General features: G+C 47.4%; 22 protein-coding genes and 4 pseudogenes. 3 read left to right on the plus strand and 23 right to left on the minus strand.

Going from position 1 to position 21,005, the window contains the following annotated elements:
- Window positions 1-12: 12 nt before the first annotated feature.
- The 4 genes and pseudogenes from G614_RS0117860 to G614_RS34565 all read right to left on the minus strand — a co-directional run bounded on the left by G614_RS0117860 (window position 13) and on the right by G614_RS34565 (window position 2,888).
- The gene (locus tag G614_RS0117860; protein WP_027643046.1) at window positions 13-1,017 is read right to left on the minus strand and encodes a virulence RhuM family protein; all 1,005 of its coding nucleotides are present in this window, start codon (window positions 1,015-1,017) and stop codon (window positions 13-15) included.
- A gap of 92 nt (window positions 1,018-1,109) precedes the next feature.
- Entirely contained in the window at window positions 1,110-1,286 is a 177-nt protein-coding gene (locus tag G614_RS32000; RefSeq protein WP_166430222.1) for a hypothetical protein, read from the minus strand.
- A 282-nt stretch (window positions 1,287-1,568) separates the two neighbouring features.
- Window positions 1,569-2,453 (minus strand): annotated as a pseudogene (locus tag G614_RS27940) (VapE domain-containing protein); the annotation flags it as partial.
- A 211-nt stretch (window positions 2,454-2,664) separates the two neighbouring features.
- Window positions 2,665-2,888, minus strand: a pseudogene (locus tag G614_RS34565) (helix-turn-helix domain-containing protein).
- 364 nt (window positions 2,889-3,252) lie between these two features.
- Between G614_RS34565 and G614_RS0117885 the strand changes: the two are divergent.
- Window positions 3,253-4,296 carry a hypothetical protein gene (locus G614_RS0117885; protein WP_027643048.1) on the plus strand — a complete coding sequence of 348 codons (1,044 nt, stop codon included), beginning with the start codon at window positions 3,253-3,255 and terminating at the stop codon, window positions 4,294-4,296.
- Here G614_RS0117885 and G614_RS27950 read toward each other — a convergent pair.
- The 3 genes and pseudogenes from G614_RS27950 to G614_RS27955 form a co-directional block, all read right to left on the minus strand.
- Entirely contained in the window at window positions 4,271-4,507 is a 237-nt protein-coding gene (locus G614_RS27950) for a hypothetical protein (protein ID WP_044918157.1), read from the minus strand. The genes G614_RS0117885 and G614_RS27950 overlap by 26 nt on opposite strands.
- A gap of 10 nt (window positions 4,508-4,517) precedes the next feature.
- A pseudogene (locus G614_RS30270) lies at window positions 4,518-4,619 on the minus strand (TnpV protein); the annotation flags it as partial.
- 2 nt (window positions 4,620-4,621) lie between these two features.
- Window positions 4,622-4,816: pseudogene (locus G614_RS27955) on the minus strand (hypothetical protein); the annotation flags it as partial.
- A 460-nt stretch (window positions 4,817-5,276) separates the two neighbouring features.
- On the opposite strand from G614_RS27955, the gene G614_RS0117905 reads away from it, so the two are divergent.
- Both G614_RS0117905 and G614_RS0117910 read left to right on the plus strand, forming a co-directional pair.
- Complete coding sequence (locus G614_RS0117905; RefSeq protein ID WP_027643049.1) at window positions 5,277-5,738, plus strand: Panacea domain-containing protein; 462 nt, start codon at window positions 5,277-5,279, stop codon at window positions 5,736-5,738.
- A complete protein-coding gene (locus G614_RS0117910; RefSeq protein WP_027643050.1) occupies window positions 5,725-6,066 on the plus strand; it encodes a hypothetical protein in 342 nt (113 codons plus the stop codon). Before G614_RS0117905 ends, G614_RS0117910 begins: the two co-directional genes overlap by 14 nt.
- 48 nt (window positions 6,067-6,114) lie before the next feature.
- On the opposite strand, the gene G614_RS0117915 is transcribed toward G614_RS0117910, so the two are convergent.
- From G614_RS0117915 to G614_RS0117995, 16 genes are all read right to left on the minus strand, one after another.
- A complete protein-coding gene (locus tag G614_RS0117915) occupies window positions 6,115-6,888 on the minus strand; it encodes a hypothetical protein (protein WP_027643051.1) in 774 nt (257 codons plus the stop codon).
- 84 nt (window positions 6,889-6,972) lie between these two features.
- Window positions 6,973-7,176 carry a hypothetical protein gene (locus G614_RS0117920; protein ID WP_027643052.1) on the minus strand — a complete coding sequence of 68 codons (204 nt, stop codon included), beginning with the start codon at window positions 7,174-7,176 and terminating at the stop codon, window positions 6,973-6,975.
- An 84-nt stretch (window positions 7,177-7,260) separates the two neighbouring features.
- Window positions 7,261-7,758, minus strand: coding sequence for a phage holin family protein (locus G614_RS0117925; RefSeq protein WP_007037967.1), 498 nt, complete (start codon window positions 7,756-7,758; stop codon window positions 7,261-7,263).
- A gap of 13 nt (window positions 7,759-7,771) precedes the next feature.
- The gene (locus G614_RS0117930; RefSeq protein WP_027643053.1) at window positions 7,772-8,194 is read right to left on the minus strand and encodes a putative ABC transporter permease; all 423 of its coding nucleotides are present in this window, start codon (window positions 8,192-8,194) and stop codon (window positions 7,772-7,774) included.
- Window positions 8,172-8,912 carry a hypothetical protein gene (locus tag G614_RS0117935; protein WP_027643054.1) on the minus strand — a complete coding sequence of 247 codons (741 nt, stop codon included), beginning with the start codon at window positions 8,910-8,912 and terminating at the stop codon, window positions 8,172-8,174. The genes G614_RS0117930 and G614_RS0117935 overlap by 23 nt, the downstream gene beginning before the upstream one ends.
- Before the next feature lie 70 nt (window positions 8,913-8,982).
- On the minus strand, window positions 8,983-10,065 hold the full coding sequence (locus tag G614_RS0117940; RefSeq protein ID WP_027643055.1) for an acyltransferase family protein: 1,083 nt from the start codon (window positions 10,063-10,065) through the stop codon (window positions 8,983-8,985).
- Window positions 10,066-10,150: 85 nt separating this feature from the next.
- Window positions 10,151-10,870, minus strand: coding sequence for a hypothetical protein (locus G614_RS32935; protein ID WP_080664546.1), 720 nt, complete (start codon window positions 10,868-10,870; stop codon window positions 10,151-10,153).
- A 3-nt stretch (window positions 10,871-10,873) separates the two neighbouring features.
- Window positions 10,874-11,488: a YmfQ family protein gene (locus G614_RS0117950; protein WP_027643056.1), complete on the minus strand. Its 615-nt coding sequence runs from the start codon at window positions 11,486-11,488 to the stop codon at window positions 10,874-10,876.
- 3 nt (window positions 11,489-11,491) lie between these two features.
- Window positions 11,492-14,821 (minus strand): hypothetical protein, encoded by a 3,330-nt coding sequence (locus G614_RS30280; protein WP_080664547.1) that lies wholly within the window; start codon window positions 14,819-14,821, stop codon window positions 11,492-11,494.
- Window positions 14,821-15,870 (minus strand): baseplate J/gp47 family protein, encoded by a 1,050-nt coding sequence (locus G614_RS0117960; RefSeq protein WP_027643057.1) that lies wholly within the window; start codon window positions 15,868-15,870, stop codon window positions 14,821-14,823. Before G614_RS0117960 ends, G614_RS30280 begins: the two co-directional genes overlap by 1 nt.
- Window positions 15,867-16,268: a DUF2634 domain-containing protein gene (locus G614_RS0117965; protein ID WP_002594587.1), complete on the minus strand. Its 402-nt coding sequence runs from the start codon at window positions 16,266-16,268 to the stop codon at window positions 15,867-15,869. Before G614_RS0117965 ends, G614_RS0117960 begins: the two co-directional genes overlap by 4 nt.
- An 11-nt stretch (window positions 16,269-16,279) precedes the next feature.
- A complete protein-coding gene (locus G614_RS0117970) occupies window positions 16,280-16,585 on the minus strand; it encodes a DUF2577 family protein (RefSeq protein WP_027643058.1) in 306 nt (101 codons plus the stop codon).
- On the minus strand, window positions 16,578-17,594 hold the full coding sequence (locus G614_RS27970) for an XkdQ/YqbQ family protein (protein WP_155245074.1): 1,017 nt from the start codon (window positions 17,592-17,594) through the stop codon (window positions 16,578-16,580). The genes G614_RS0117970 and G614_RS27970 overlap by 8 nt, the downstream gene beginning before the upstream one ends.
- A gap of 4 nt (window positions 17,595-17,598) precedes the next feature.
- Window positions 17,599-18,309, minus strand: a complete 711-nt coding sequence (locus tag G614_RS29365; protein ID WP_049948081.1) for a hypothetical protein — start codon at window positions 18,307-18,309, stop codon at window positions 17,599-17,601.
- A gap of 17 nt (window positions 18,310-18,326) precedes the next feature.
- Window positions 18,327-20,426: a tape measure protein gene (locus tag G614_RS0117985; protein WP_027643059.1), complete on the minus strand. Its 2,100-nt coding sequence runs from the start codon at window positions 20,424-20,426 to the stop codon at window positions 18,327-18,329.
- 151 nt (window positions 20,427-20,577) lie between these two features.
- On the minus strand, window positions 20,578-21,003 hold the full coding sequence (locus G614_RS0117995) for a phage tail assembly chaperone (RefSeq protein WP_027643060.1): 426 nt from the start codon (window positions 21,001-21,003) through the stop codon (window positions 20,578-20,580).
- Window positions 21,004-21,005 lie beyond the last annotated feature (2 nt).

Raw genomic sequence — 21,005 nt, forward strand, 5'->3', positions numbered from 1 at the left:
CCCGTAGCACTTCTATTTTTGATCTGTCTTTTGTTCCAATTGCTTTATTGAATCCAGATAGTCCTGTTCCACTTCACTGAGTGTCCTGGCTTTGTATTTGCGATATTCTGTCGTTGCCTTATCAACCGCCTGTTTGTGGGAAATACTGCCGTTTCCCTGCAAAAGCTGCTCTCCGCTCATAGTAAGAATCCGATCCAAATGTTCCGCCCAGTCTTTCATCGTCATTGTCTGCTCCCGCTCCGCCTGACGCTCCGCAAAATCCAGATAACCGGATACAAGCTGCCCCATTGCACGAAGCTCTTTTTCATCCAGGTAATTCTTGGCGATCACGGCCTCCCGCAGCGTCGGCTGGCTGCCCGCAAAAGCAGTAAGCCCCATGAACTCTTTCTCCGCATCAGCTCTTGTGTAAATAACCTCTGCCGCAGTCTGACCATGAATCGCATAATGAATCTTGTTCTGAACCTTTTTGAAAAACTGAATAGATATTTCCGCTTTTGGGTCATAGTCAATACTGGTAGCATAAATCTCCAGCACCTGACGATAGAACACTTTCTCAGATGCCCGGATGTCCCTAATGCGTTCCAGCAGTTCCTTAAAATATCCGCCTCCGCCCAGATTTTTCAAGCGTTCATCATCCAGAGCAAAGCCTTTTCTCATGTATTCTTTCAAAACTCCGGTTGCCCAAATACGGAACTGAGTGCCTCGTTTGGACTTCACACGATAGCCAACCGAGATAATAACATCGAGATTGTAATAATCAACCTGATAAGTTTTTTCGTCCGCCGCAGTTGTTGCAAAATTTGCAACAACTGAATCGCGATTCAGCTCGCCCTCTATAAAAATATTTTTTATATGCCTTGAAATCGTTGATTTGTCCCTTTGAAATAGTTCCGCCATCTGATCAATCGACAGCCAAACTGTATCGCCGTCGAAGGTGGTCTCAATTTTTGCCAATCCATCTTCTGTTGTGTAGATAATCATATCTGATTTTTTGTTTGGTGCATCGTTACCGCTCATATCGTTCACCTCATCAACCTTATGTACCTCAGTTCAAGAAGGTTGTTTTCCTTCTCAAACTGAGTTTGGACACTTATTTCACGATTATTATATCATGCAGCTTTTCTGCCTGCAATACATGATTTGATTGTTTTTTCTGACATGCTGCCATCATCTTGCCGATTCAACATATCCTTTGGATCGGGCAGATTATCCAAGTCTAAGTCTGCTGCATATTTTTCAATCAGACTTGCCATCAAATCCGCAAAACCGCTCCATTCATCTCTCATAGGCAAATATCCTCCATAAATGAATTGAGCCTGACAAAGCCTGCGGCAACGAAGTCCGGCAACGAACCCCGAAAAACCTGCAAACGAATATCCGGCTCCCTGTTTTTCCTTTCCTGATTTTCTTTGATTTCTTTGTTGCTTTCGTTGTCATAAATAAAAATAAATAGAAGAAGATGAAGAAATACCTTGATATTACGGCATTTCCGGCATCCTCCAAAGGGATTTTTCCGGTAACGAACCCGGCAACAAACCGGCAACCTGCCCGGCAACAGACCGCAAATTTTAAGCGATCCACTCTTTGGGAAGCTCCAACTGGCGGCATTCTTCCTCCGTCAGCTCCACAAATCCGCTTTCGTTGCCGGGGATTTCGTTGCCGGAACCGGATTCCCGTTCCCAGCCCCTCTGCCTGCCGTACCCGGCGAACATCCTCGGATTGGAAAAAGGCTTCCAGCCGGTCACAGCGAACTCATGGTGCATGGCTTCCCTGTAAAGCTGTTTGGAACAGACCATACTGCCGGTATACGTCTCCAGAAAGCCGATGATCTGCCCGGCTTCGGTGTCCTCCGGCATGAAGTCTTTCTGCACTGCCACAAGCTGTTTCTGTATTTCTTTACTGAATTTCATGGAATACTGTCCACTCCAGTAGACCGTCATGGCTTCCGCCCATACCTGCAGCAGGTACTCCCTTGAAGCGTCCTCGTCCTCCAGAATGTGAACCTCCGCTTCCTCCGGGTAGACCATGACCGGCAAAAAACGCCGGTTGCCCGCCCGGTCAAGGGGCAGGAAGTCCAGTGTGTTGGAAGTGCCGCCGAACACGCACTGGCGCAGCCGGTATTTGGGCTGTGCTTCATATGGCGTCCGGTAGGTTTCCTTCTGCCTGCTGATAAAGGAGCGGATTTCCTCAATGCTCTTTGCGCTGTGGGTTGCCAGCATCTCCGGCATTTCCAGTATCCAGTGGCCCTGCAGCTTCGTGAATACCTTATCATCATCCAGCCGCTTCAGATCGTCGCTGAACCATTCGTCCTCGATTGCCAGCAGCCGGAAAAAGGTAGATTTTCCGGCTCCCTGGCCTCCCACCAGGCAGAGCATTTCCTCATATTTGCAGCCGGGGGAGAATACCCGCCGGATCGCCCCAAACAGGAAATGCCGGAATACTTTGCAGCTATGGCGGCATTTCCGGCACAGTTCGTTATAGGTGACACGGTTGCGGTCATTCAGGAAGAAAGCCAGTTCTTACCTGCGTTTTTTACTTATTCTCGGCATTTGCTGTTCCCTCCATTTTACTGTCATGTTTCGGTGTCATTTTTGAGCGTTTTCCCCTCCGTATGCCCCTTAAAAAAGAGCGGTAATCATCTGGTCAGGGGAAGCTGCCTTTCCCTCATTTGTTGCTTTCCGGTACGATTCCGGGACCTTTTGCCATCCAGTCAAAGAACGCTTTTTTACTGACCTTAATCAGCCTTCCGCTACGGAAGGCCGGGAATCCCGGCGTGTGAACCAGCTCGTAGGCGCTCACTCTGGAAATTCCCTAATACGCTGGATATCCGCCACATCCAGCACCAGAGGGAGATCGTCATAGCTTTTCAGTCTCTTGTTTTCACTCATTTTGTTGTTCCTCCTGTTATTAAATTTGATAAAATCTCTGTTTCCTTTCGCCGTTCTGTCTGACAGCCGTTATCCTCATAGCCGCATCCCTGCGGCTGCCCCATTCCTGCGGCGTATCCCGTGTATTGGCACGCTCCCCGGCTCGGTATCTTTCCGATTTTCCGGCTCCCGGCGCTGCTTCCCCTCACGGTCATATCCCTGTCAGACGGTCATTTACTTGTCAAGGTACTACATGTAACGAAATTACCATGTGCCAATTATCATATTGGATCAAACTTGACAAATCAATGTTTTTGCGGTACTCTGTATGTAACGAATTGAACTTTATTATGAAATTACCATAAGCATTGAGAAGAACGAACCTATGGAATTTGCATTTAACCGGCATGAACCGGTCTATGACCGGATTTTGTTCGTCCTGACACTGGACAGGCAGAAAATGAAAGAGCGTATTTTGATAGGCGAGGAGACACAAATCCGTTTCCGTCTGCAAGGGGATATGGATACGGATTTACTCTGTGACGCCATCCGGCCTCTGGGGACATTTCTTTCTGAATTTGAACATGACCCGGACGGGGAATGGAACCGTTTGGGACTGTCCCAGCTGCGGGAAGCCCTGCACTCGAACCGCTGGAAGCAGCCTGCATTGGAACAGGCCGCCGGAGAATTTCTGTCAAAAAAATATCTCACCGGCGATCCGGTGAGAATGTATGCGGCGTTCCGTACCTGGAACGAGTATCTGCGTGCCAGGGAGCCACGGGACAGACTGGCCGCCTGTGACCGCTTTATCAGTAAAATGAACGGTTTTACAGCCATATTTATGGAAGCCCCGCCGCTGGAATTTGACCCGGATACCGGCAAACCCCAACGGCCGAATATCTCCCATCGGATATGGGGATCGGTGCCAGCCGGGGATACCCGGCTTGACCTCTGGTATCCCGACAATAAGAGAGGGGCTGAATGCGTTGCCGCTGATGTGTCCCTCCATCCTTTGATCATCTATTATCTGAACCGGCTTTCCGACTGGGGCTTATATATTAGGAAATGTAAAACCTGCGGAAAAATCTTCCTTGCTAGGAGCCAGCGCTATGAATTATGCAGTGAGAAATGCCGGAAAGCACAGGCGCTCGAAAACAAGCGGGAGTTTGATAAACGGGCCAAAGATAACAAATATGATCTTGTTTATAAAAACGAATGCCAGCACTGGCGCAATATCATCAATAAGGCAAAGAAAAATCCTGACTTCCCGGCTGACCGGCTGGAAGAAATGCAGGCAGCCTTTAAAGCGTTCAAAAAGGAAGCCCTGCAAAGGAAACGGGCGATCAAAACGGAAAAAGCCAGCCCGAAAGAATTTACGGGCTGGCTCCTGCAGCAAAGCAATATCATTTTGGATTTGGCGGAACACTGACAAGGTGGCCTGCTGGACGCTCCCCCTTGTTTCTGTATCCGCCATAAGGGAAGTAGGTTTCCATGACAGAATCCGTAATCCCATTCTTATAAATTTTCCGTATGTCTGTGATTGTTTCGGGAGGTGTATGCTTCAGGTATTCCAGCAGCTCCGCCCGGCTGTTCATAATAAGGCAGCGCTGGCCCTCCCACCGTTCAACCCGGTATCTCATGGCAGCCTCCTTATACATAAATCATTTCGTGCAGGATGATTTCTTCCGCCCGGCTGCGGATGGAATTGGCGGCCCGAACCCAGTCCATTTGGGAAGTGCGCTTCAATTCTCGGTTTTCTGCTTCACCTGAGCGATATACAAACTGCTGACCTTGAGTCCGGTATGCTCAATCACATCATCTTTGATCTCCTGGTAGGTAGCTTTCTTCTCTGCATCGGTCAAATCCAGCTCGTCCATGCTCAAATCCACCTCGATATGTTGCTTTGCATTAAGTTTGGACAAAAGACATACCACCTCCACATTCCCTGTAAGCCGATATCAAAAAACCATGTGTGCTACACAATATTATAGCGTAACTTATTATCTTTTAAAATAAGGGATTTTAAAGAAATAGAAAAACCAGAAGTACTATAGCGTAACCAGGCGTGTTAAAGAAAAACTTGTGCAAGGTAGGCAAATGGTAGTCATTGCCTACCAAATATTATAGGCGGGCCCGGTTCATCCGGTACCCGCCTTTCACATATAATTAAGAAGCAGATAGTCCATATATCATCAGATCATATATACACGAACAACAGTTCAATCCTTCATTGACATTTTTGTAAATTTCCCATATACTATAAGTACAGACAGGGCGTTCTATATACCTGCGTAACTGAATCAACATTTGAGCGACATGCAATGTCACTAAGCGCAGGAACCGCCATGAGGCGGTTTTCGTATTTTTTTTCAAAGCCTGCATAATAATAAGTGAGGAGGTGTCTATGTTATGGTCAATGCTTTAATCATTGGAAATACTATATTAGATAGGGCCTTTAAAGAGGACAAAGATATCACGCCAATGAAACTCCAAAAACTAATTTTTTGTTTGTATAAAGAATATTACAAGTCCACCGGCCGTGCGCTATTCGATGAACGGTTTGAAGCATGGAAATATGGCCCAGTACTCAGAAGCGTGTATGATGAGTTTAAGAGTTCTGGCTCTAATTCAATAAAGCGCTTTTCTATATCAGACGATGGAAAAGTGTATGTGGCCGATACGTCCTCATCGCCTCTTTTTAGGGAAGCGTTTGACAAGGTTTGGGAAAATTATAGTGATTATGACGGAATCGTTTTGTCGTCTTTTACCCACAAATCCAATACTGCCTGGAGAAAAGCAATAGATAAGAGAAAAATCTACTTGGACGATAATGATATCGCCGGTGAGGAGGATTATATTGTCTCAAACTGATAATGACTTTCTTTTTGGTAGGCCTCTTAAAGAAGAAGATGAGCCCCTTGACAAAGCACAGTTTAACCAAATAGATCCCTTGCTTGTAAGGCAGCTCGAAATTGGAGAACGTGATAAGACGAGAAAAGATAAACGCTATTTCAGTGCTTTTAAATTAATCGTAGGTTGTTTGGTGATACTCGGGATAATATTTGTAATCGATGTTATTACAAGCGCAACTCTGAAGCATCAACCTTCTTCTATTACAAAGGATATAATAGAGATTATAAAGACTCTTTTATTTACGTTAAGTGGCTATCTGTTTGCAAAAAAAGAATCGGAAAATTAAGGCGGCTCATAAAAGGCCGCCCTTTCTATATACATGATATCTTATGCCTTACCACTCAAACACATACCGTCGATTTACCATGTCATACTCCTCCGCAATCCGCAGTGCACCCCTGGCATCCGTAATCATGCACTTGCCCTCGTTGGAGCCCTTGACCGGGCAGAGTAAAAATGCCTCGCCGGAGGGGTCCACCTGGTATCCGGTCAGCATGTACCCTTCGCTGTCAAACAGATACCATCCCCATGTCCTTCGCTCCATCTCCTGGAGCCAGTACCAACCGTTAGCTGCATGGCCGCCATCTGCAAACTGATACCACCAGCGCTGGCCGTCTGCGGCCGGCTGGAAGCCCTGGGTGTATGTCACCGGGACCGGCGTGTAGTCGATGTCGCAGAGCTTTAATGCCTTCTGCCAGGGCGTGGCCGTCACACGGCTCTGGATAGTCCCATAGTTGATACCCTTGGCCTCGATGCAATATCCATCGCCTATGTACACCCCGATGTGTCCCGGCTTCCACACCGCCCAGCCTACCATGGACTCGTCCAGATGGTCGATGCCCACCCGCTCCACCGCGGTGTCATGGTAGTTGTAGCTGCCGCGCAGGATGCCGGTGTACCAGCTGATGAGGCCACTACAGTCCGTACAACGCTGGCCTATGTACTTGGCCGCCTTGGCCTTGTAAGTAGATGTGTATGTGCCTGGGTTCTCCCGGGCCAACCTGTCCAGTATGGCCTGGGTAAGGACCTCTCCTTTTGCGCCATAAACGTAAGGTGTTCCCAGCTTGTCCTTGCAGTGCTGAATTAATCCTGCTGATGTTTTACTCATATCGTACCTCCAATCAAAAGATAAGGCCTGGGACTTACTCCCAGGCCATAAAAAGTTGTGACGTCACAAGTTGCGATATCGCAACTACTCCTTTTCGTCGTCTACGCCATTATTGTTACGGTCACTTGGGCCGCCTACACCGCTCTGGTGCTTACCCGGATGCGGCGTGTCTGTTGGTGCATCATACAGGTATGGGGTGGGCTGTTTTTCCTGCAGGTCTGGCCCCTCTGCCAGGTATCCCCCATTTCCCGGAATATGCGCTGCATGTTTTCCTGTTGATTCTGCCATAATATGTACCTCTCTTTCCTTTTTTGGGTTGATAAGTTTACCGCCATTACCCTGGCGGCCGGGAGATATACGGACCACCTCCTTTTATGTCCTGCTGCCTCCCTGATAATCTGTATTGTCAATCTTATCCTTCAATACTGCGATATATTTACGCAGCCATTCCGGCACATTGGCACCCATACGACCGGCATTCTCGATGATGGACAACAACTCATTGAGTAAGTACCAGACCGCCACCAGGAGCCCGAAGAAGGCCTTGACGGATATCTGCATCCCAAGCTCTGCCGACACAAAAACAATCACATAATCAACCACCATAGCCGCGGCAATTACGCACAGGTATCCCACCTTTTTAATGATACCCTTAGCCCCTTTTCTGGAGCTCCATCCATAGCTGGCATCACCCGGATGGTCTATGGCCTCATTTTTACTGGCCAGCATCCCGGTTATGTAATCTAACACCATGGTACCCATTAGGATGCACAGCACCGGATACAAGATTCCTAGCTTCGCACTTAAAAAGGCACCAGCTGCTGCCAGCGCCCCCTGTACTGTAATTACATATTCTCTTTTCATTTTCATTAACCTCACCTTTCTATAATATTTTATAATACGGCCGCTCCTCGCCCCACCACCAATACCGTAACCAGTCATCCAGCACGATTCCAGCCAGGCTTACCGGCATCCAAAGCAGGCAGTATTGCGGACATACCTGACCCAGGATATTGCCCGGCAGGCTGCTGTAATCCCACACGTTCCATCCCAGCCACAGGTTGACCACACAGCCGGTCGCAAACTCCAACACTGTCACAATGCAGGCTCCAATAATCACCTGCTGGCATAGGGGCATATCCCAGGGCAATACCTCGTTAATCAGCCCCAGAGCGACAAAACAGATGCCACCCAGGATAAACATAGTCCAGTGGCTATGTCCCCGCCAAATGGCTTCCAGGCTTATGTATATCAGTCCTCCAACGGCCCACAATATGACATACTTATCGTTCCGTCTGTGCCCCATCCGTGCTCACTCCCATCTGCCCGGCTATCTGTGTCAGATACGTCTTAAGCACCTCGCTCTGGTACTCTTCCGGCACATCCGCACCATAAAAGATTTCCTGGACCTCCTCAGCGGTCTGGCAGCCAGCAATCCACATGTTAATAGCATTACAGTACGTGGTGTGATAGGATACATGCCACATGGCCGCCTGGATGATTGCCTGCATGTCTGCTGCGCTGTAATACCTACAGGGCTGTCCATCGGCATGGTACTCCAGCTGCGTTGCCCCGGCAGTTATCTGGCTCAGCTTGCCAAACAGGTTAAGCTGGTCCTCAATGGTCAGCGCATAGTGTTCCGCGCTGCCATCAGCCAGCGTTACATTGATTCCGGCATAAATAAGCCTCTCGCACTCCGCTGCCACCTCCCGGCGTTTGGCGGCCTGCAGCTCCTCCAGGGTTGGTACATAGGGCTCCGGTGGATCTACCGGTTCTGGCGGCACAGGAGGGTTGTATACGCTACCATCGTTTGATAGATAGAGGATCTGCCCCTCATCCCGATATACCGTCTCATAGCCGGTCAGGGTCGTCGCCTCATCACCACCGGCTGTGTAGATGGTAATGTCTCCCCAAGTGATAGGGACTGAGCCTGCAAACTCAATCTGCATGACACTGGATGATACTGGCTGGATGCTTTTGATCTCATACAGCTGTTCTTCCTTTCCAATTCTTATTTTTTCCATTGAATTACCTTCTTTCTTATTTTTGTGTATCATAAAGGGGACCTTGCGGTCCCCTAAACTACAGTTTCTATTAACACGTTCTCATTGTTTTTCGTTTAACTCCATTAACAACGATTAAGCATAAAGCTGATGACACAAATACCATAAATAAGTATATTAGAACTATAATAATATTCTTAATTTTTAAATTATACTGATTTATAATGTGTTTTATAATTGTTGCACAGTATGTCTGATTAAGAAAAATAGCTAAACTAAGATTTTCCAGTTTCGCCTTACCCCTCAAAAAATTAATATCTCTGGTTACCGTCACATTGCTAAAAGTTAGAGTTATAGAAGCTGCAATAATAAAAAATATCACAAAATATCCTTGCTCTGACAAATTCATACAGGAATACAGGAAAGTTACTGCATATCCCGTGATCTCTAATATGGACAATACTGTCTTTACTTTAGGTGTTAACTTTTTCCCTCTGATCACTTGACAAACTTCAAAGCAGATACTGCCTAATGCAATCCCCATTCCAACTCTCAATGTACCTTTGTACATAATTCCGCACCACATCTCAATGCCTCTCATGCTTTCAGTCGTAAGCGACATCCATCCCGCACAAAAAAGAACAAATACCGGAGAAAGCACATGCACAAACAAATCATATTTAGCTCTGATAACAGGGTATAAAATCAGCAGGGAAATAAACATTGACGATAAATACCATGCCGGTACATTTAATTTCAAGCTATAGAGCCCGGTCATGTTAAGCATAAACAAATCACTGAAAGAAAAAAATACAATCCTTACCTTATCAAATAGCGAGTTTGAATTCCAAAGGAGATATAAGAACAACGATATAACAAATGAAAAAAGGTGGTATGGAAAAATCTTAATGTATTTTCTCCCAACATAATAAGCCGTTTCTTTTCCTATTTCAAATGATTTTTCTTCCAGTCTTTTCTTTACAGACTGCGCCATTAAAAACCCTGTCACTACAGAAAAAAATTCAACACCAATAGCCCCTTGTGCGAAAAGGCTGATTTTATTAGATATTTGTAAAGGATATACCTCTGCAATATGAAAAAGAGCTATTACAACTGCAAAAAGAACCCGTAATATATCAATAGTCGAATTTCGTCTGTTGCCACAACTTTCCATAAACACCTCCAAGTTATTTATCATCTGTAATATTTTATTATAGCAAATATATTACTCCCTGCCAAGATTCAATTACCATTCCTGGTTACCACAGCTTCAGTATTTTAAGATTATTATTGGCTGTAGCCGTCGTGTTATGGTTTACGTACACGCTCCCGATATAGGTACCGCCAGATGGTAAATAATAAATATTGGTACCGATTACCCCCCTGACACCAGTATTATCGCCTCGATCTGTCTGCTGCTCACCGCCCCCCGGAACTTCCATATTTAAGGAAATACTGCTGACACCATTCGGTGCGAGTACTGAATGTTTTACTATATATAGTCCCGGCGAAAGCCACAAATTGAATGCGGTAGTCCAGGTTGTGGGAGATATCACAAAATTATTGCTGTACTCGGCAAGTGTTATCTTCGGGTTCTTATCGGTATTGAGCACAGTATAAAGGTCCATTAGCACCTTACCCTGGGCAGCCGACAGCGGTAATTTTGCGTTGTTAGTCACGCAGTTATTCACTATCTGGCCAATCAAACAAACACCGGTCATCCAGTTCTTGGTATCACTGAAAAACTTTTTGACTTTCCCAAGAAAAGTCTTTGTACTTTCGCCAGCCTCTGGGACCGGGAATTCCGTGGTTATGTCATCCAGTGTCTTTACTGTCATCCCGGATATATCCCCGCCTGAGGATTCTGCCTTCTTCTTCAGCGCCGCATCTATCAGGTCAGCATTGTCATTAAAATCCTGTATATCAACTGGGTCTGCCCCTTCTGGTTTCTTTAACTTATAATTCGGTGTTAACTGCATATCCTATGCCTCCTTTAATGTCCTTACGTCATCCCAGGTCATGCCCCCAAGACGGTTCCATACGCATGGTTTCAGTTCGTTCCATGTGGTATATCGGTACTCAAACCGGTAGGCCAGATGCGCCGGCTTTATGTCCTCCAGCATGGAGACAAATGCCTGCATGTTCCTGGGTATCCCCTTGATGCCGATAAACCGGATAATAAAAAGATGACTGGGGTTGTCCTCAATCACCTTCACTTCCCCGCCACTGAATGCCGCCGCGGTGTCCTCTATCATCTTCCTGGTCGTGGTCCCCTGGCCCCGAAGCTTTGCCATCAGTATCTCCCGGCGCTGCTCGTATGTAAGGGACATATTAGTGGCCACGCCAAGCATCTGCTCCCATCTTGATAGTCCCCAGGTGGCCGTAACAATGTAACACTGGTCAATCAGATCTTCCAGGTCATGCTGCAGCTGCCCCACCTCATAGCCCTGCGTCCGGTATATCTCCGCCATCTCGCGTATCTCCGCCAGAAAGGGCGGCGCATACCTCGCCAGGTCCACAAAGTACTTTTCCGGGACAATGTTGCTTGAGCCCTCCTGGGCATACTGGCTACGGCCGTATAATGTCTTTCCATACATGCCTTACACCCCCTTCAGGTCACCCCAGGTGACGGCACCCTTTTTAAGGTAGGTGATGTCATGGTTATGGTTTTTGGCAGCCGCATCCGTGATGCCATATCCGGCCAGGGTGGTTGGATTTGTGCCGGCTGTGACATGGCCTTGGGCGTTGACTGTGACACTCCGGTAGGTTCCTGCCGTTACCCCGCTGCTGGGATGGGAGTATTCGGTATCGGAAAATACTCTTGTGGTCCAGTCATTCCATGTCCCGTTCTTGCAGAAACGCACATACTCATTTGTCTGGTTCGCAGCATTCCGGAAAGTTTGCATTGTAATATAATCTGCTGCTGATACCCAGCGTATCAGTTCCACATCAAGAAGGAACGGTTTTCCCGCTACAGGAATATTGGTGATATTTGTAGCGCCGCCGTCGCTCTTTTCAATGTATCTCATAATGCAAGGGGCACCAGAAGAAAGATTTAGGGTGTTGATATCCAAAGTCTGCCCGGTTATGTCTGTCCGTCGAAATCCTTTTGCGTATAATTCGCCGGTTGCAGGGTTTGCCCAGAAATTTGCAGATTTACGGGCTGTATTGGTCTCCGTACTGTCATTGGCGTTTCCAGACAGCACTATCCGGTAATTTGCGCTGCCGGTTGTATTGGTCTGCGTCACCTTGGTGTCGCTGTTACTGTCAGCGCCCCACTCCGCGGTACCGTCAGCACTCCACCGTAATATCTGGCCGCTTGATCCGCCGGACGGAATATGCTTATTTCCTGATGTGGTGGGATGCACATACTTATTTGCTCCCTCCGCAATCCCTGCAAGCTTATCAAGCATAGTCTGAGTAATCTTATCCAGCACCGTCTTATTTGCATGCGTGTGGTTCTGGCTGGTATCCACATCAGCCTCCGTCAGATATCCAGAGTCATTAGTAAACTGGGATAACTTTGTGGGCATGTCCGTTATTTGGCTTTTGGTATGTTCATGTCTGCCGGAACAGTCAACTTGCCCTGTGATGGTCCCTGTTGTTGGCAAGGTGGCCACAAATCCAGAATTATTATGATAGGTTACGCTATCAGAAGCAGCGGCCTTCGCCGTTGTGAATAACATGCAGGTCGTATATTCAGTCATGATTTTTACCCATAATGATATCTGGGTATAGGCCGCATTTAGCTCGTCTACTACCGTATAAAACTTTACCTGTTCTATTGTGTTATCATTTGCCGTCACGGAAAGGAATACATAAGGTTCCTTACCAAATTCATTTTGTTGTCTAAACCAGAGATTTAACCGCAGAAAATCGCTATCACTTAAGCCATGTGAACCAATGATGCATTCATATGTCCGGCTGGCATATCCATATCGGCGGCTTATCTTTAAAGTGGCGAGCTTACAGAACTGCCCCGCGCTTGAACTTAAGGTATTTGAACTTGTTACAGTTGGAGCAAGTTCTGTATGTGTGTGGGAAGACGGCGGGAAGGAACTGGGCTTTCCTGTCAGGCTGCTGTAAGCTCCGTCAAAGGTAGACCAGATTTTCCACTCACTCCATTTTCCAGATTCCTCATAATATGACCGGTACGCCCATCCTCCTTGACCGCTACGGAATATCAGGATGTGCCAGGAGTCCTGCGGGTTGCTCTGTATCAGTAAGCCGGCAGTCGTATTAGGCCAGGGCGAATTTGCACTGGATCCTGCCATAATGGGTGTAATTGCTCCCGCAGCAACTTTTGAGGGAACGAATGTGTCATAATCGCTGATTTGAATCGCATTGGATAATTTAGACGCAGTTCCCCCATTGGCCGGCATGGAGGCTGGCTTATTTTTGATGTAAGCATCCGATCCAGTATCCGTCACACTCCAGTCTGACTGCACATTGACCTCAGCTTCAGAAGCAATACCGTCCAATTTGTCCAGCATGGCCTGCGTAACCGTATCAAGAATGCTCTTGTTGCTGTGGGAGTGCTTCTTGCTATTGGCATCATTCCAGTTGGTCCGTTCCGTTGCCGTGATGTGTTGGACCGCATCTGCCTTGTGAGTGATAAAATCCTCGATTGCCTTCGCAATTTTTCCCAACATAACGGTCAGCTTTTCTCCGCTGGTAAGATTGGTAAGAGTGGTTGCCTGCGTAAAGGTCGGTACCTGGTCATTGGTTGCCACGTTGGGTACGCTTCCCAGTCCCACCTGGGACTTTGTCACCCCATGGGGATTACTTTTATTACTGATGTGCGTATACGCCGCGTTCCAGTTATCCAGCAGGGTCTGGGTAATCTTATCCAGGACGGTCTTATTTCCGTGCTCATGCCGCTTATTATAAGCATCCGACCAATTTGTCAGCAGGGTTTCCGTCAGCTTGTCCAGGGTGGATTTATTGGTATGTGTATGACGCTTATTATAGGCATCATCATAATGTGTCTTATCCTCCTTACTCAGAAGACCATCCACACTCTGGGTTGCCTTTGGGATTGCATTGGCGGATATAGCTATCCAGGCAGTGCCACTCCAGCGGTACGTATAATTCGTATCCTTGACATTGACAGTCCAGCCGTCATTCGGATGGGGGTAAGTTGTCGCAAGGTCAGCATAGGTGATGACAGCCTCCTTCCAATCAATGGCGGTCTCCAGGGCAGAAAACTTATTGTCAACCTCATTCCTGGTATACTTATCATCCCAGTTAGGCTTATTGATACCGATAGTGTTCCGTATAGCCTCCTCCGCAGCCGTAGCCCTGGATTTTTCCGTATTAACAGCGTCACCAATTGACTTCTCGGCAGCCTTCGCCCTCGTAATCTCACTGGCCAGGTTATTTGTAAGGGTCTTTTCCGCTGCCTTGGCCCTGGTCGATTCTGTGGCCAGGTTATCCGCATTGGTCTTTTCGGCAGCCTTCGCCCGCGTCACCTCAGCTGTCAGGTCATTCCTTAAAGTCAGTTCTGCATCCTCTGCCCGTTTGACCTCTGTATCAATCCGCCCATTCAGTTCCATCTCTGCAGACAAGGCACGCGCTTCTTCCGTATTCAGCGCCTTCTGCGCTTCCACAACGGCTGCCTGGACTCGGTTGATATCGTCTCCCTCAACAGTGTCCCCATCCGTCTCATAACTGATGTAGGCCACCGGTACGTCTGCATACACCCGGACAATCCGTTTCCATGGCGCCAGGCTGGGTGTAGACAGGGTATATGTTTCCAAGCGGGTTCCTGTCAGCTTCGGGCCGGTGAACACTGCGAAAGTAGCCTCATTGATGTTGTCATGCTGCAGCTCCGCCTCATACACGCCATTGGTAAGGTGTATTTCCTCCTCCACGACATAGATATTCCCATCAACCTTGTTTAGCTTCTCGTAGAACGTACTCACCTGCATCACATCACCTCCAATGTAACCGTTCCGGTCACTGCAATCTCTTCTTCCGTCAGGGCCATGTTGCCGGATACGCCGTTAAGCAACAGATTTGAGTAATCCTCCACGCCCTCAGTCCCCAGCAGCAGGTTCCCGACCCTTGCCAGGCTCACATAGGACAGGTCCAGGGCCTCCTTGTGCAGGTACTCAGTCAGTGCAGCCTGGAATGCATTCTGGACGACACCCAGGTTCATGCCTGCATGTAGCCTGATTCCAGCTGATACATTGACCGCCTTTTCCACGACAGATGCCACGGTCACATCCGCGCCGATGGGGCGCAGCTCCTCGATATGCTCCCGTACCATCTTCAGTATGCCGGTACCTGCAGCCGACATGTTGGCATCCGCTATGATGACCTTGACTGTCCCCGGTCCGTTGGCCAGTGGAAAGACTTTGGCCGCGCCTACGCCATCGCACTCCATGGCCCAGTTATAATAATCATACCGGTTGCCACTGGTGGACGGTTTCTGTATCACATTCAACAGGCGCGCCTTCAAAGCGTTGTCGCTCTCTTCTTCGCTACCTGCTATAAGAATTGAAGTGAGCATTGCGGAGGTCAACCCTTGAACATGGTCAATTGGGAGCAGCTGTCCAGTATATCCATTCCCTATCTCTCCCTGCTTTTCACACTCCATGTCATACGTGTGTGAGCCATCCAGGACTCCTATATATCCAACTGCCCGATATATGATGTGTTCTTCCTGAATTGCAGATACCCTGAACCCAATTGGGACCTGGACATTGAAAACACCCTGCTTATGTGCATAGGTAGCGGGTTTTCGTGCAATTCCATATGCTTCAGCAATCCGGTCAAGGCTTTCTCCACCCGCTGTTCCTGCATAGACATTGTCCTGTAACCGCTGCATGTCCATATATACCCCTTCAAGATACCAGCTTACCGGTCCAAGGGCTGTCTGGATAATAGAGCCTTCCCTCTTGTCCAAATCATCAGGCACCCTGGACAGCTGGTCTGATAATATATTTGCATACGTTTTTCCACTAAAATCTATCATACCGTTACCTCTGCCTGTACCGGGCCAAAAATTGTACTTACATCAAATACGCATTTTAGGACACCCTGTCCCTGGTCTGTAAAAACGAAATTCCCTACGGACAGCACTCTGCTGTCTGTAGAAAATGCGTCCTCCACCCGCCTCGCAATCTCACTGGTTACATAATCATATTCTTCGCCAATCAGTTCCTCTAACTCAACCCCAAAATTAGGGCTGTATATCTGCCACCGGAACCGCTCCGTATTCAGGATGATGTCCACCGCCTGCCGCATGGCAGCAAGCCCGGAACCCATCCCACTAATCTGTCTGGATGACCAGTCAATCATGAATGTATTTGTAGGTCTGTCTACATACGTCAATGAAGTGTCCAGCCCTACCCCCTCCGGCAATGTTGCCATATCATGCCTCCTTATACCCTCGATAGAATGATGTATCTGCTCCCGTGTGAAACCCTAAGCATGACCACCTTATCGCCTACGGCCAGTCCCTCATTAATCACAACAGTACCACCGCCTCCCCCCTGTACCTTGGCTGACCTGGATTTTACGTTTTCCGTCAGGACCAGTGCCACATCCGGAACCGGAAGCATTGTGTCATCCAGCTTGACGGTTAGTGGGGCAATGGATGAGACCGTACCATACACTATGTCGGTTTGCTTATTTGCCTTAGTATTATCCTGTACAATCATATTCAACACGTCAATCAATTCAGACAATATTTATCCCTCCCAGCTGTTGGAAATCCTTAAACTCGATACTCATGACATGGTCATCTGCCTCAAAGCTGTGTACAACCTTTTCGGTAAGCACCAGCCTGGACATGGATAAATCTTGAATCCTACTTATCCGGACAGGCACTATGGTCCCCGCCCTGATTCCCGGGACCCCAATAACATTATCCATGGTCAATGTCTGCACTACCCGGTTATAATACTGGAGATACTGTTTGCACATCTGGTCAATCTGTGCCTCGTTCAGGTTTTCATCCACCTCATCGTAATACTGGAGTAGTCCCCATTTGGATATGGTTTCCGTATCCTCGTAGATGTAGGTATCCGCCTTCCCGGTCTCACTATTGGGCCGTACCAGCTTCACTCGGTTATATGTGTCGGAATCAATATCCCGGCTGTAAGTATATTCCGTTGCCAGGCTCCTGTCCCCCACTACAGTTGTGACGAACATGTCCTTCGCTTCAACCAAGGTCAATGCTCCGGCATTATCGTAAAAATTATATATCTTTCCTGTTTGGATGATTGTCTCAGACAATGCACCAAAAATGATATCCAGACAGGATTCATTTTCCTTGATAAGACATGGAAAAACATATCCTGTATCTTCCATTTTCCCAACTGTCAATCCGAAATCAGCCGCAATCTGTTGGATAATCTGCGCCAAGGTCATATTAATGAAAGTATAACTTGCATTCGCTTTCAGATATCGCAGCTGGTCATATGCGGTGTACTCTGATTCCCCCAATTGATTCTCTGTAATTGTAAATACATATCCCTTGAACATCCTTATCCCATCTACCGTAAGTTCCACCGAACTTCCTTCCGAAATCAAAGGAGCATCAACACACGAAAACACCAGCTTGGCAGGAGAATCAAAACGGTTTGTAGTAAGTTCGGCTGATTCAATGATGTTTGCATATTCAGTAATTGTGGTCTGTGTGGCCCCACCAGGGGCAGGACCAACGGTCTGGACCCGCAAAGAAAAACTATCCATCGTATCACCCCGTTATCTGCAGCTGGTCTGCGGACAGCCAGCCATATGAGCCAATATGTACTGGATAGGGATTCCCTTCTACTATCCGGGTCACGGTTGTACTTAAGTTATTTGCCGTGCCATAAGGCTTTGCCCCATAACTGTCACTCCAATACTTTCCATTGGCAATACAGGGGGCACCTACCCGCAACACTGGTGTTTCCACCTCCCGCGCTACCTCAGTAGTGGCTTCCGGGGCATCAGCAAGTGGCGTGGCAGACGTGGTGATGATTGACACCACCTCCGGCTCATAGTTCTTATATTCGGTCAATTCCACCTCATAATAGATGTCATTCGGTTCACCGCCCTTATCCTTTGTCTTAAAATCGCTGATGATGCATCGGATATTGGTGTCATAGAGCCCTGAACGGGATATGATTAGACGGCATTTCTGATTCTTGTTTAATGCTTTCTCAAAATATTCGACATAGTCTTCTGGGGCCTTTGCATTGCCATTGACATAAGGGTCGTCCGCAGATGAAGGAAAAAAACTTTCCCAGGAAACCACCTTTAATGATGGTTTCCTGGGAACCACTATCTCACCAATACCGATTACAGAATATGTCTTGTGGTCAGTTGGGTACTTGATTTCTATCTCTTCTGGATTTACAGGCAGTTTTACCTTCCTGCTTCCAAATTTTATATATATGGAGCAGCCATTTTTGATTTTTGCCATGGTACGTATACTCCTATCTATCCATGTGATACCGATGTGTGCGCTGCGGCCTGCTGGATGAGCAATACCTTAAGCTTATCCGCGATATCCTTTGAGGTCAGGTTTTTCGCAGCGGATTCCGGAATGGATACCGAAATCTGCGGAGCCAGTGTCTGAAGCTCCACGTTGTTCATATATCTCCGTTCAGCCAGGTCACGATATAGCTTTATATCCTCATCCGACAGGTTGACATCCCCATCTATTTTTTTTACCCGGTCTACATCCCCCACATCCAAGTCACCGGCCGCTGGGATGGAAGATGCATCAAACCCTCCGAACGTATCCTTCAGGGAATCAAGACTGATATCCATATTATCCAGCTTAGAGCCTAAATCAGCGCCGTATTTGCCCCATTCAGCTGCAGTTGCACCTACATCCAAGTTTGCCATACGCTTAATTTGGATGGCATTTTCCCCGAATGTATTATCCACCCAGCTACTAAGGTTATCCCGGAATCCCGAAACAGCTCCCTGCAGGTTACTTCCAGTAAGTGCATCAATGGCACCTGCAACAGTTTCCACCATGCTTAGAATGGCATCCAAGGCATCTGCAAACAGATGCGCAATTGCAGCTACTGGGTCATTAAATACATTGGCAAAAAACTCCGCAAAGGATGCAATGACATTCCAAAGTGTAGCAAATATATTGTATCCAACCGCGTAAATCATGCCGAATACCTGCCCTACCCATCCGCCTACTTCCTGCATTCCAAAACCAAACTGTTGGGCTGCTATAAGAGCCCCGGCCAGTACCGCAATCAGCAATAGAATCGGCCAGTTAGCAACTGCCCAGGCTGCAGCTGTCGCAAGCGCCCCTCCTATGTTGGCTGCCGCCGTTGCAATGGCCTGTGCCTGTAGTATCACGAAGGCAATCCCAATGGCTGCCAGAACTGGAATAATAAAATCCAGGTTGTTCGATACCCAAAGTGCACCTTTCCCAATAATGCTTAAGGCTCCAACACCAATTTTGGCTGCCAGGGAAAAGAGATTAATTAGCCTTGTCATTGCCTGCTGTGCCTCATCTGTCTGCAAGTAATCACTCCATCCCTCAAAGCTGTCCTGTAGACTCTTTTGGATTTCATTTTTCCCCATAGTAAAGGCTTGGCTTAGTGTCATAGGCATATCCCTGAAAGTTTTATCAATCTCATCCGTTGCACTCAGCATTGCATTTTTAACAATCTCAGCAGTGATAGCCCCATCCGAAGCCAACTCCCTAATCTCTCCCACACTTACCCCCAGATAGTCTGCAATTGTGCGGATTATATTTGGGGCTGACTCAAATACGGCATTCAGTTCCTCGCCTCTGAGCACTCCGGCACCCAACGCCTGCGTGAGCTGCAGGGATGCGGAAGCAATCTCCTGCTGACTTGCACCAGCAATGACAAACTGTTTATTCAGGTTTTCTGCGAATTGGATAAGTTCCGCATTGTTTGCAAATGCATCCTTGGCATTCTGTCCGATTTTCGCAACAACATTAGCAGTATCCAAATAAGAGGTCCGTGTCCTCTGGGCTGATGCAAAAATCATGTCCTGAAGGGCCTCCGTGGACTGGAGTCCATCGTTTATCAGGTCCAATTTTGCATTAATCTGGGATTGCGCATCAGCAGTTGACAAAAACATCTTTGTAAGGACCATGGCCCCTGTAGCTGCTGCAATTTTTTTTATCGTTGACAGTAGTCCTTTGGCTGATTTATTAGTATTTTCAACTTCTGCTGTATGCTGCCTTTGACAGCTTATGGCCTTAAGTAATTCCTGGTTCTCCTGCTGTATCTGTGCTCCAAGCTGACGGATGCTTCCGATTACTGCACCAGAGGAACGCCCCATCGCCCGGCTAAGGTTCTGGTCCAGCATATAAGCTGACTGGTTTGCCTGCACAAGCAGCTGGTTTGTCTTTTGGACAGCGCTGCCTACATCCTGCACCGCCGCAACCGTGGCCCCAGAATTTTTATTAAACAGGTCACTAGCACTCTGGTCCAGCGTGACAATCCTGTTTAATGCGCGGTTCCCTGCAGCCTCAAATGCATTGAAGGTAGAGGAAAAATTATCTGTCAGGACAAAAGCTTCGTTTATCACACCCATTACTTAACCTTTACCTCCTTTGCTTCCTTCTTAATCAATTCCCACATCAAAAGCTTTTCCTTAAGACTCCTATCAAGGACCTCTGTGGGGTACACACCGTGCTGGCAAAGCATGTATTGACATAACCTTGAATCCAGTGTGTCCCCAGCGGCTAGTTTTTTGCTTCTTCCTCTATTTCATTAAGTTCATTATCCGTTGATATGAAACCATTGAAGTTATTAATTTCCCTGACGAGTTTTCCATATTCCCCCGAAGATAACATCCTACCCGGCACATCCAGTGGGTCAGCTGTCTTGTAATAATCACACAGTTCCGAATCCTTAAAATTAGGGGATACGACACAGGCGTCCACCAGAAGCTTCCCGTATTTCACGTTATCCAATTCCCGGACAATCTGTCCGTTAATTTTCTCCCTCTTGGTTGCTTTTGTGGTCAGCTTATTATTGGTTTCCTGATCAATAATCCTGATTACAAAAGGTACAACGTTCCCTTCCTCATCCTTAAACCGTTCGGAAATAATCACCTCTTTAGTCTCATTCATGATTGGTGGCTGTAAAAAAGCCTTAATATTTGACATGC

Source organism: [Clostridium] clostridioforme AGR2157, assembly GCF_000424325.1.
Classification (GTDB): domain Bacteria; phylum Bacillota; class Clostridia; order Lachnospirales; family Lachnospiraceae; genus Enterocloster; species Enterocloster clostridioformis_A.

Bases quoted from the DNA above. Each gene is read 5' to 3' on its own strand.
- G614_RS0117995 (WP_027643060.1), bottom strand. From the start codon at position 21,003: ATGTCAAATATTAAGGCTTTTTTACAGCCACCAATCATGAATGAGACT.
- G614_RS0117905 (WP_027643049.1), top strand. From the start codon at position 5,277: ATGGTCAATGCTTTAATCATTGGAAATACTATATTAGATAGGGCCTTT.
- G614_RS27950 (WP_044918157.1), bottom strand. From the start codon at position 4,507: ATGAGATACCGGGTTGAACGGTGGGAGGGCCAGCGCTGCCTTATTATG.
- G614_RS0117860 (WP_027643046.1), bottom strand. From the start codon at position 1,017: ATGAGCGGTAACGATGCACCAAACAAAAAATCAGATATGATTATCTAC.
- G614_RS32000 (WP_166430222.1), bottom strand. From the start codon at position 1,286: ATGAGAGATGAATGGAGCGGTTTTGCGGATTTGATGGCAAGTCTGATT.
- G614_RS30280 (WP_080664547.1), bottom strand. From the start codon at position 14,821: ATGCAGGTGAGTACGTTCTACGAGAAGCTAAACAAGGTTGATGGGAAT.
- G614_RS29365 (WP_049948081.1), bottom strand. From the start codon at position 18,309: ATGGCAAAAATCAAAAATGGCTGCTCCATATATATAAAATTTGGAAGC.
- G614_RS0117965 (WP_002594587.1), bottom strand. From the start codon at position 16,268: ATGGCAACATTGCCGGAGGGGGTAGGGCTGGACACTTCATTGACGTAT.
- G614_RS0117925 (WP_007037967.1), bottom strand. From the start codon at position 7,758: ATGAAAATGAAAAGAGAATATGTAATTACAGTACAGGGGGCGCTGGCA.
- G614_RS0117885 (WP_027643048.1), top strand. From the start codon at position 3,253: ATGGAATTTGCATTTAACCGGCATGAACCGGTCTATGACCGGATTTTG.
- G614_RS27970 (WP_155245074.1), bottom strand. From the start codon at position 17,594: ATGGATAGTTTTTCTTTGCGGGTCCAGACCGTTGGTCCTGCCCCTGGT.
- G614_RS0117935 (WP_027643054.1), bottom strand. From the start codon at position 8,912: ATGGAAAAAATAAGAATTGGAAAGGAAGAACAGCTGTATGAGATCAAA.
- G614_RS0117940 (WP_027643055.1), bottom strand. From the start codon at position 10,065: ATGGAAAGTTGTGGCAACAGACGAAATTCGACTATTGATATATTACGG.
- G614_RS0117985 (WP_027643059.1), bottom strand. From the start codon at position 20,426: ATGGGTGTGATAAACGAAGCTTTTGTCCTGACAGATAATTTTTCCTCT.
- G614_RS0117960 (WP_027643057.1), bottom strand. From the start codon at position 15,870: ATGATAGATTTTAGTGGAAAAACGTATGCAAATATATTATCAGACCAG.
- G614_RS0117930 (WP_027643053.1), bottom strand. From the start codon at position 8,194: ATGGGGCACAGACGGAACGATAAGTATGTCATATTGTGGGCCGTTGGA.
- G614_RS0117920 (WP_027643052.1), bottom strand. From the start codon at position 7,176: ATGGCAGAATCAACAGGAAAACATGCAGCGCATATTCCGGGAAATGGG.
- G614_RS0117915 (WP_027643051.1), bottom strand. From the start codon at position 6,888: ATGAGTAAAACATCAGCAGGATTAATTCAGCACTGCAAGGACAAGCTG.
- G614_RS0117950 (WP_027643056.1), bottom strand. From the start codon at position 11,488: ATGTATGGAAAGACATTATACGGCCGTAGCCAGTATGCCCAGGAGGGC.
- G614_RS32935 (WP_080664546.1), bottom strand. From the start codon at position 10,870: ATGCAGTTAACACCGAATTATAAGTTAAAGAAACCAGAAGGGGCAGAC.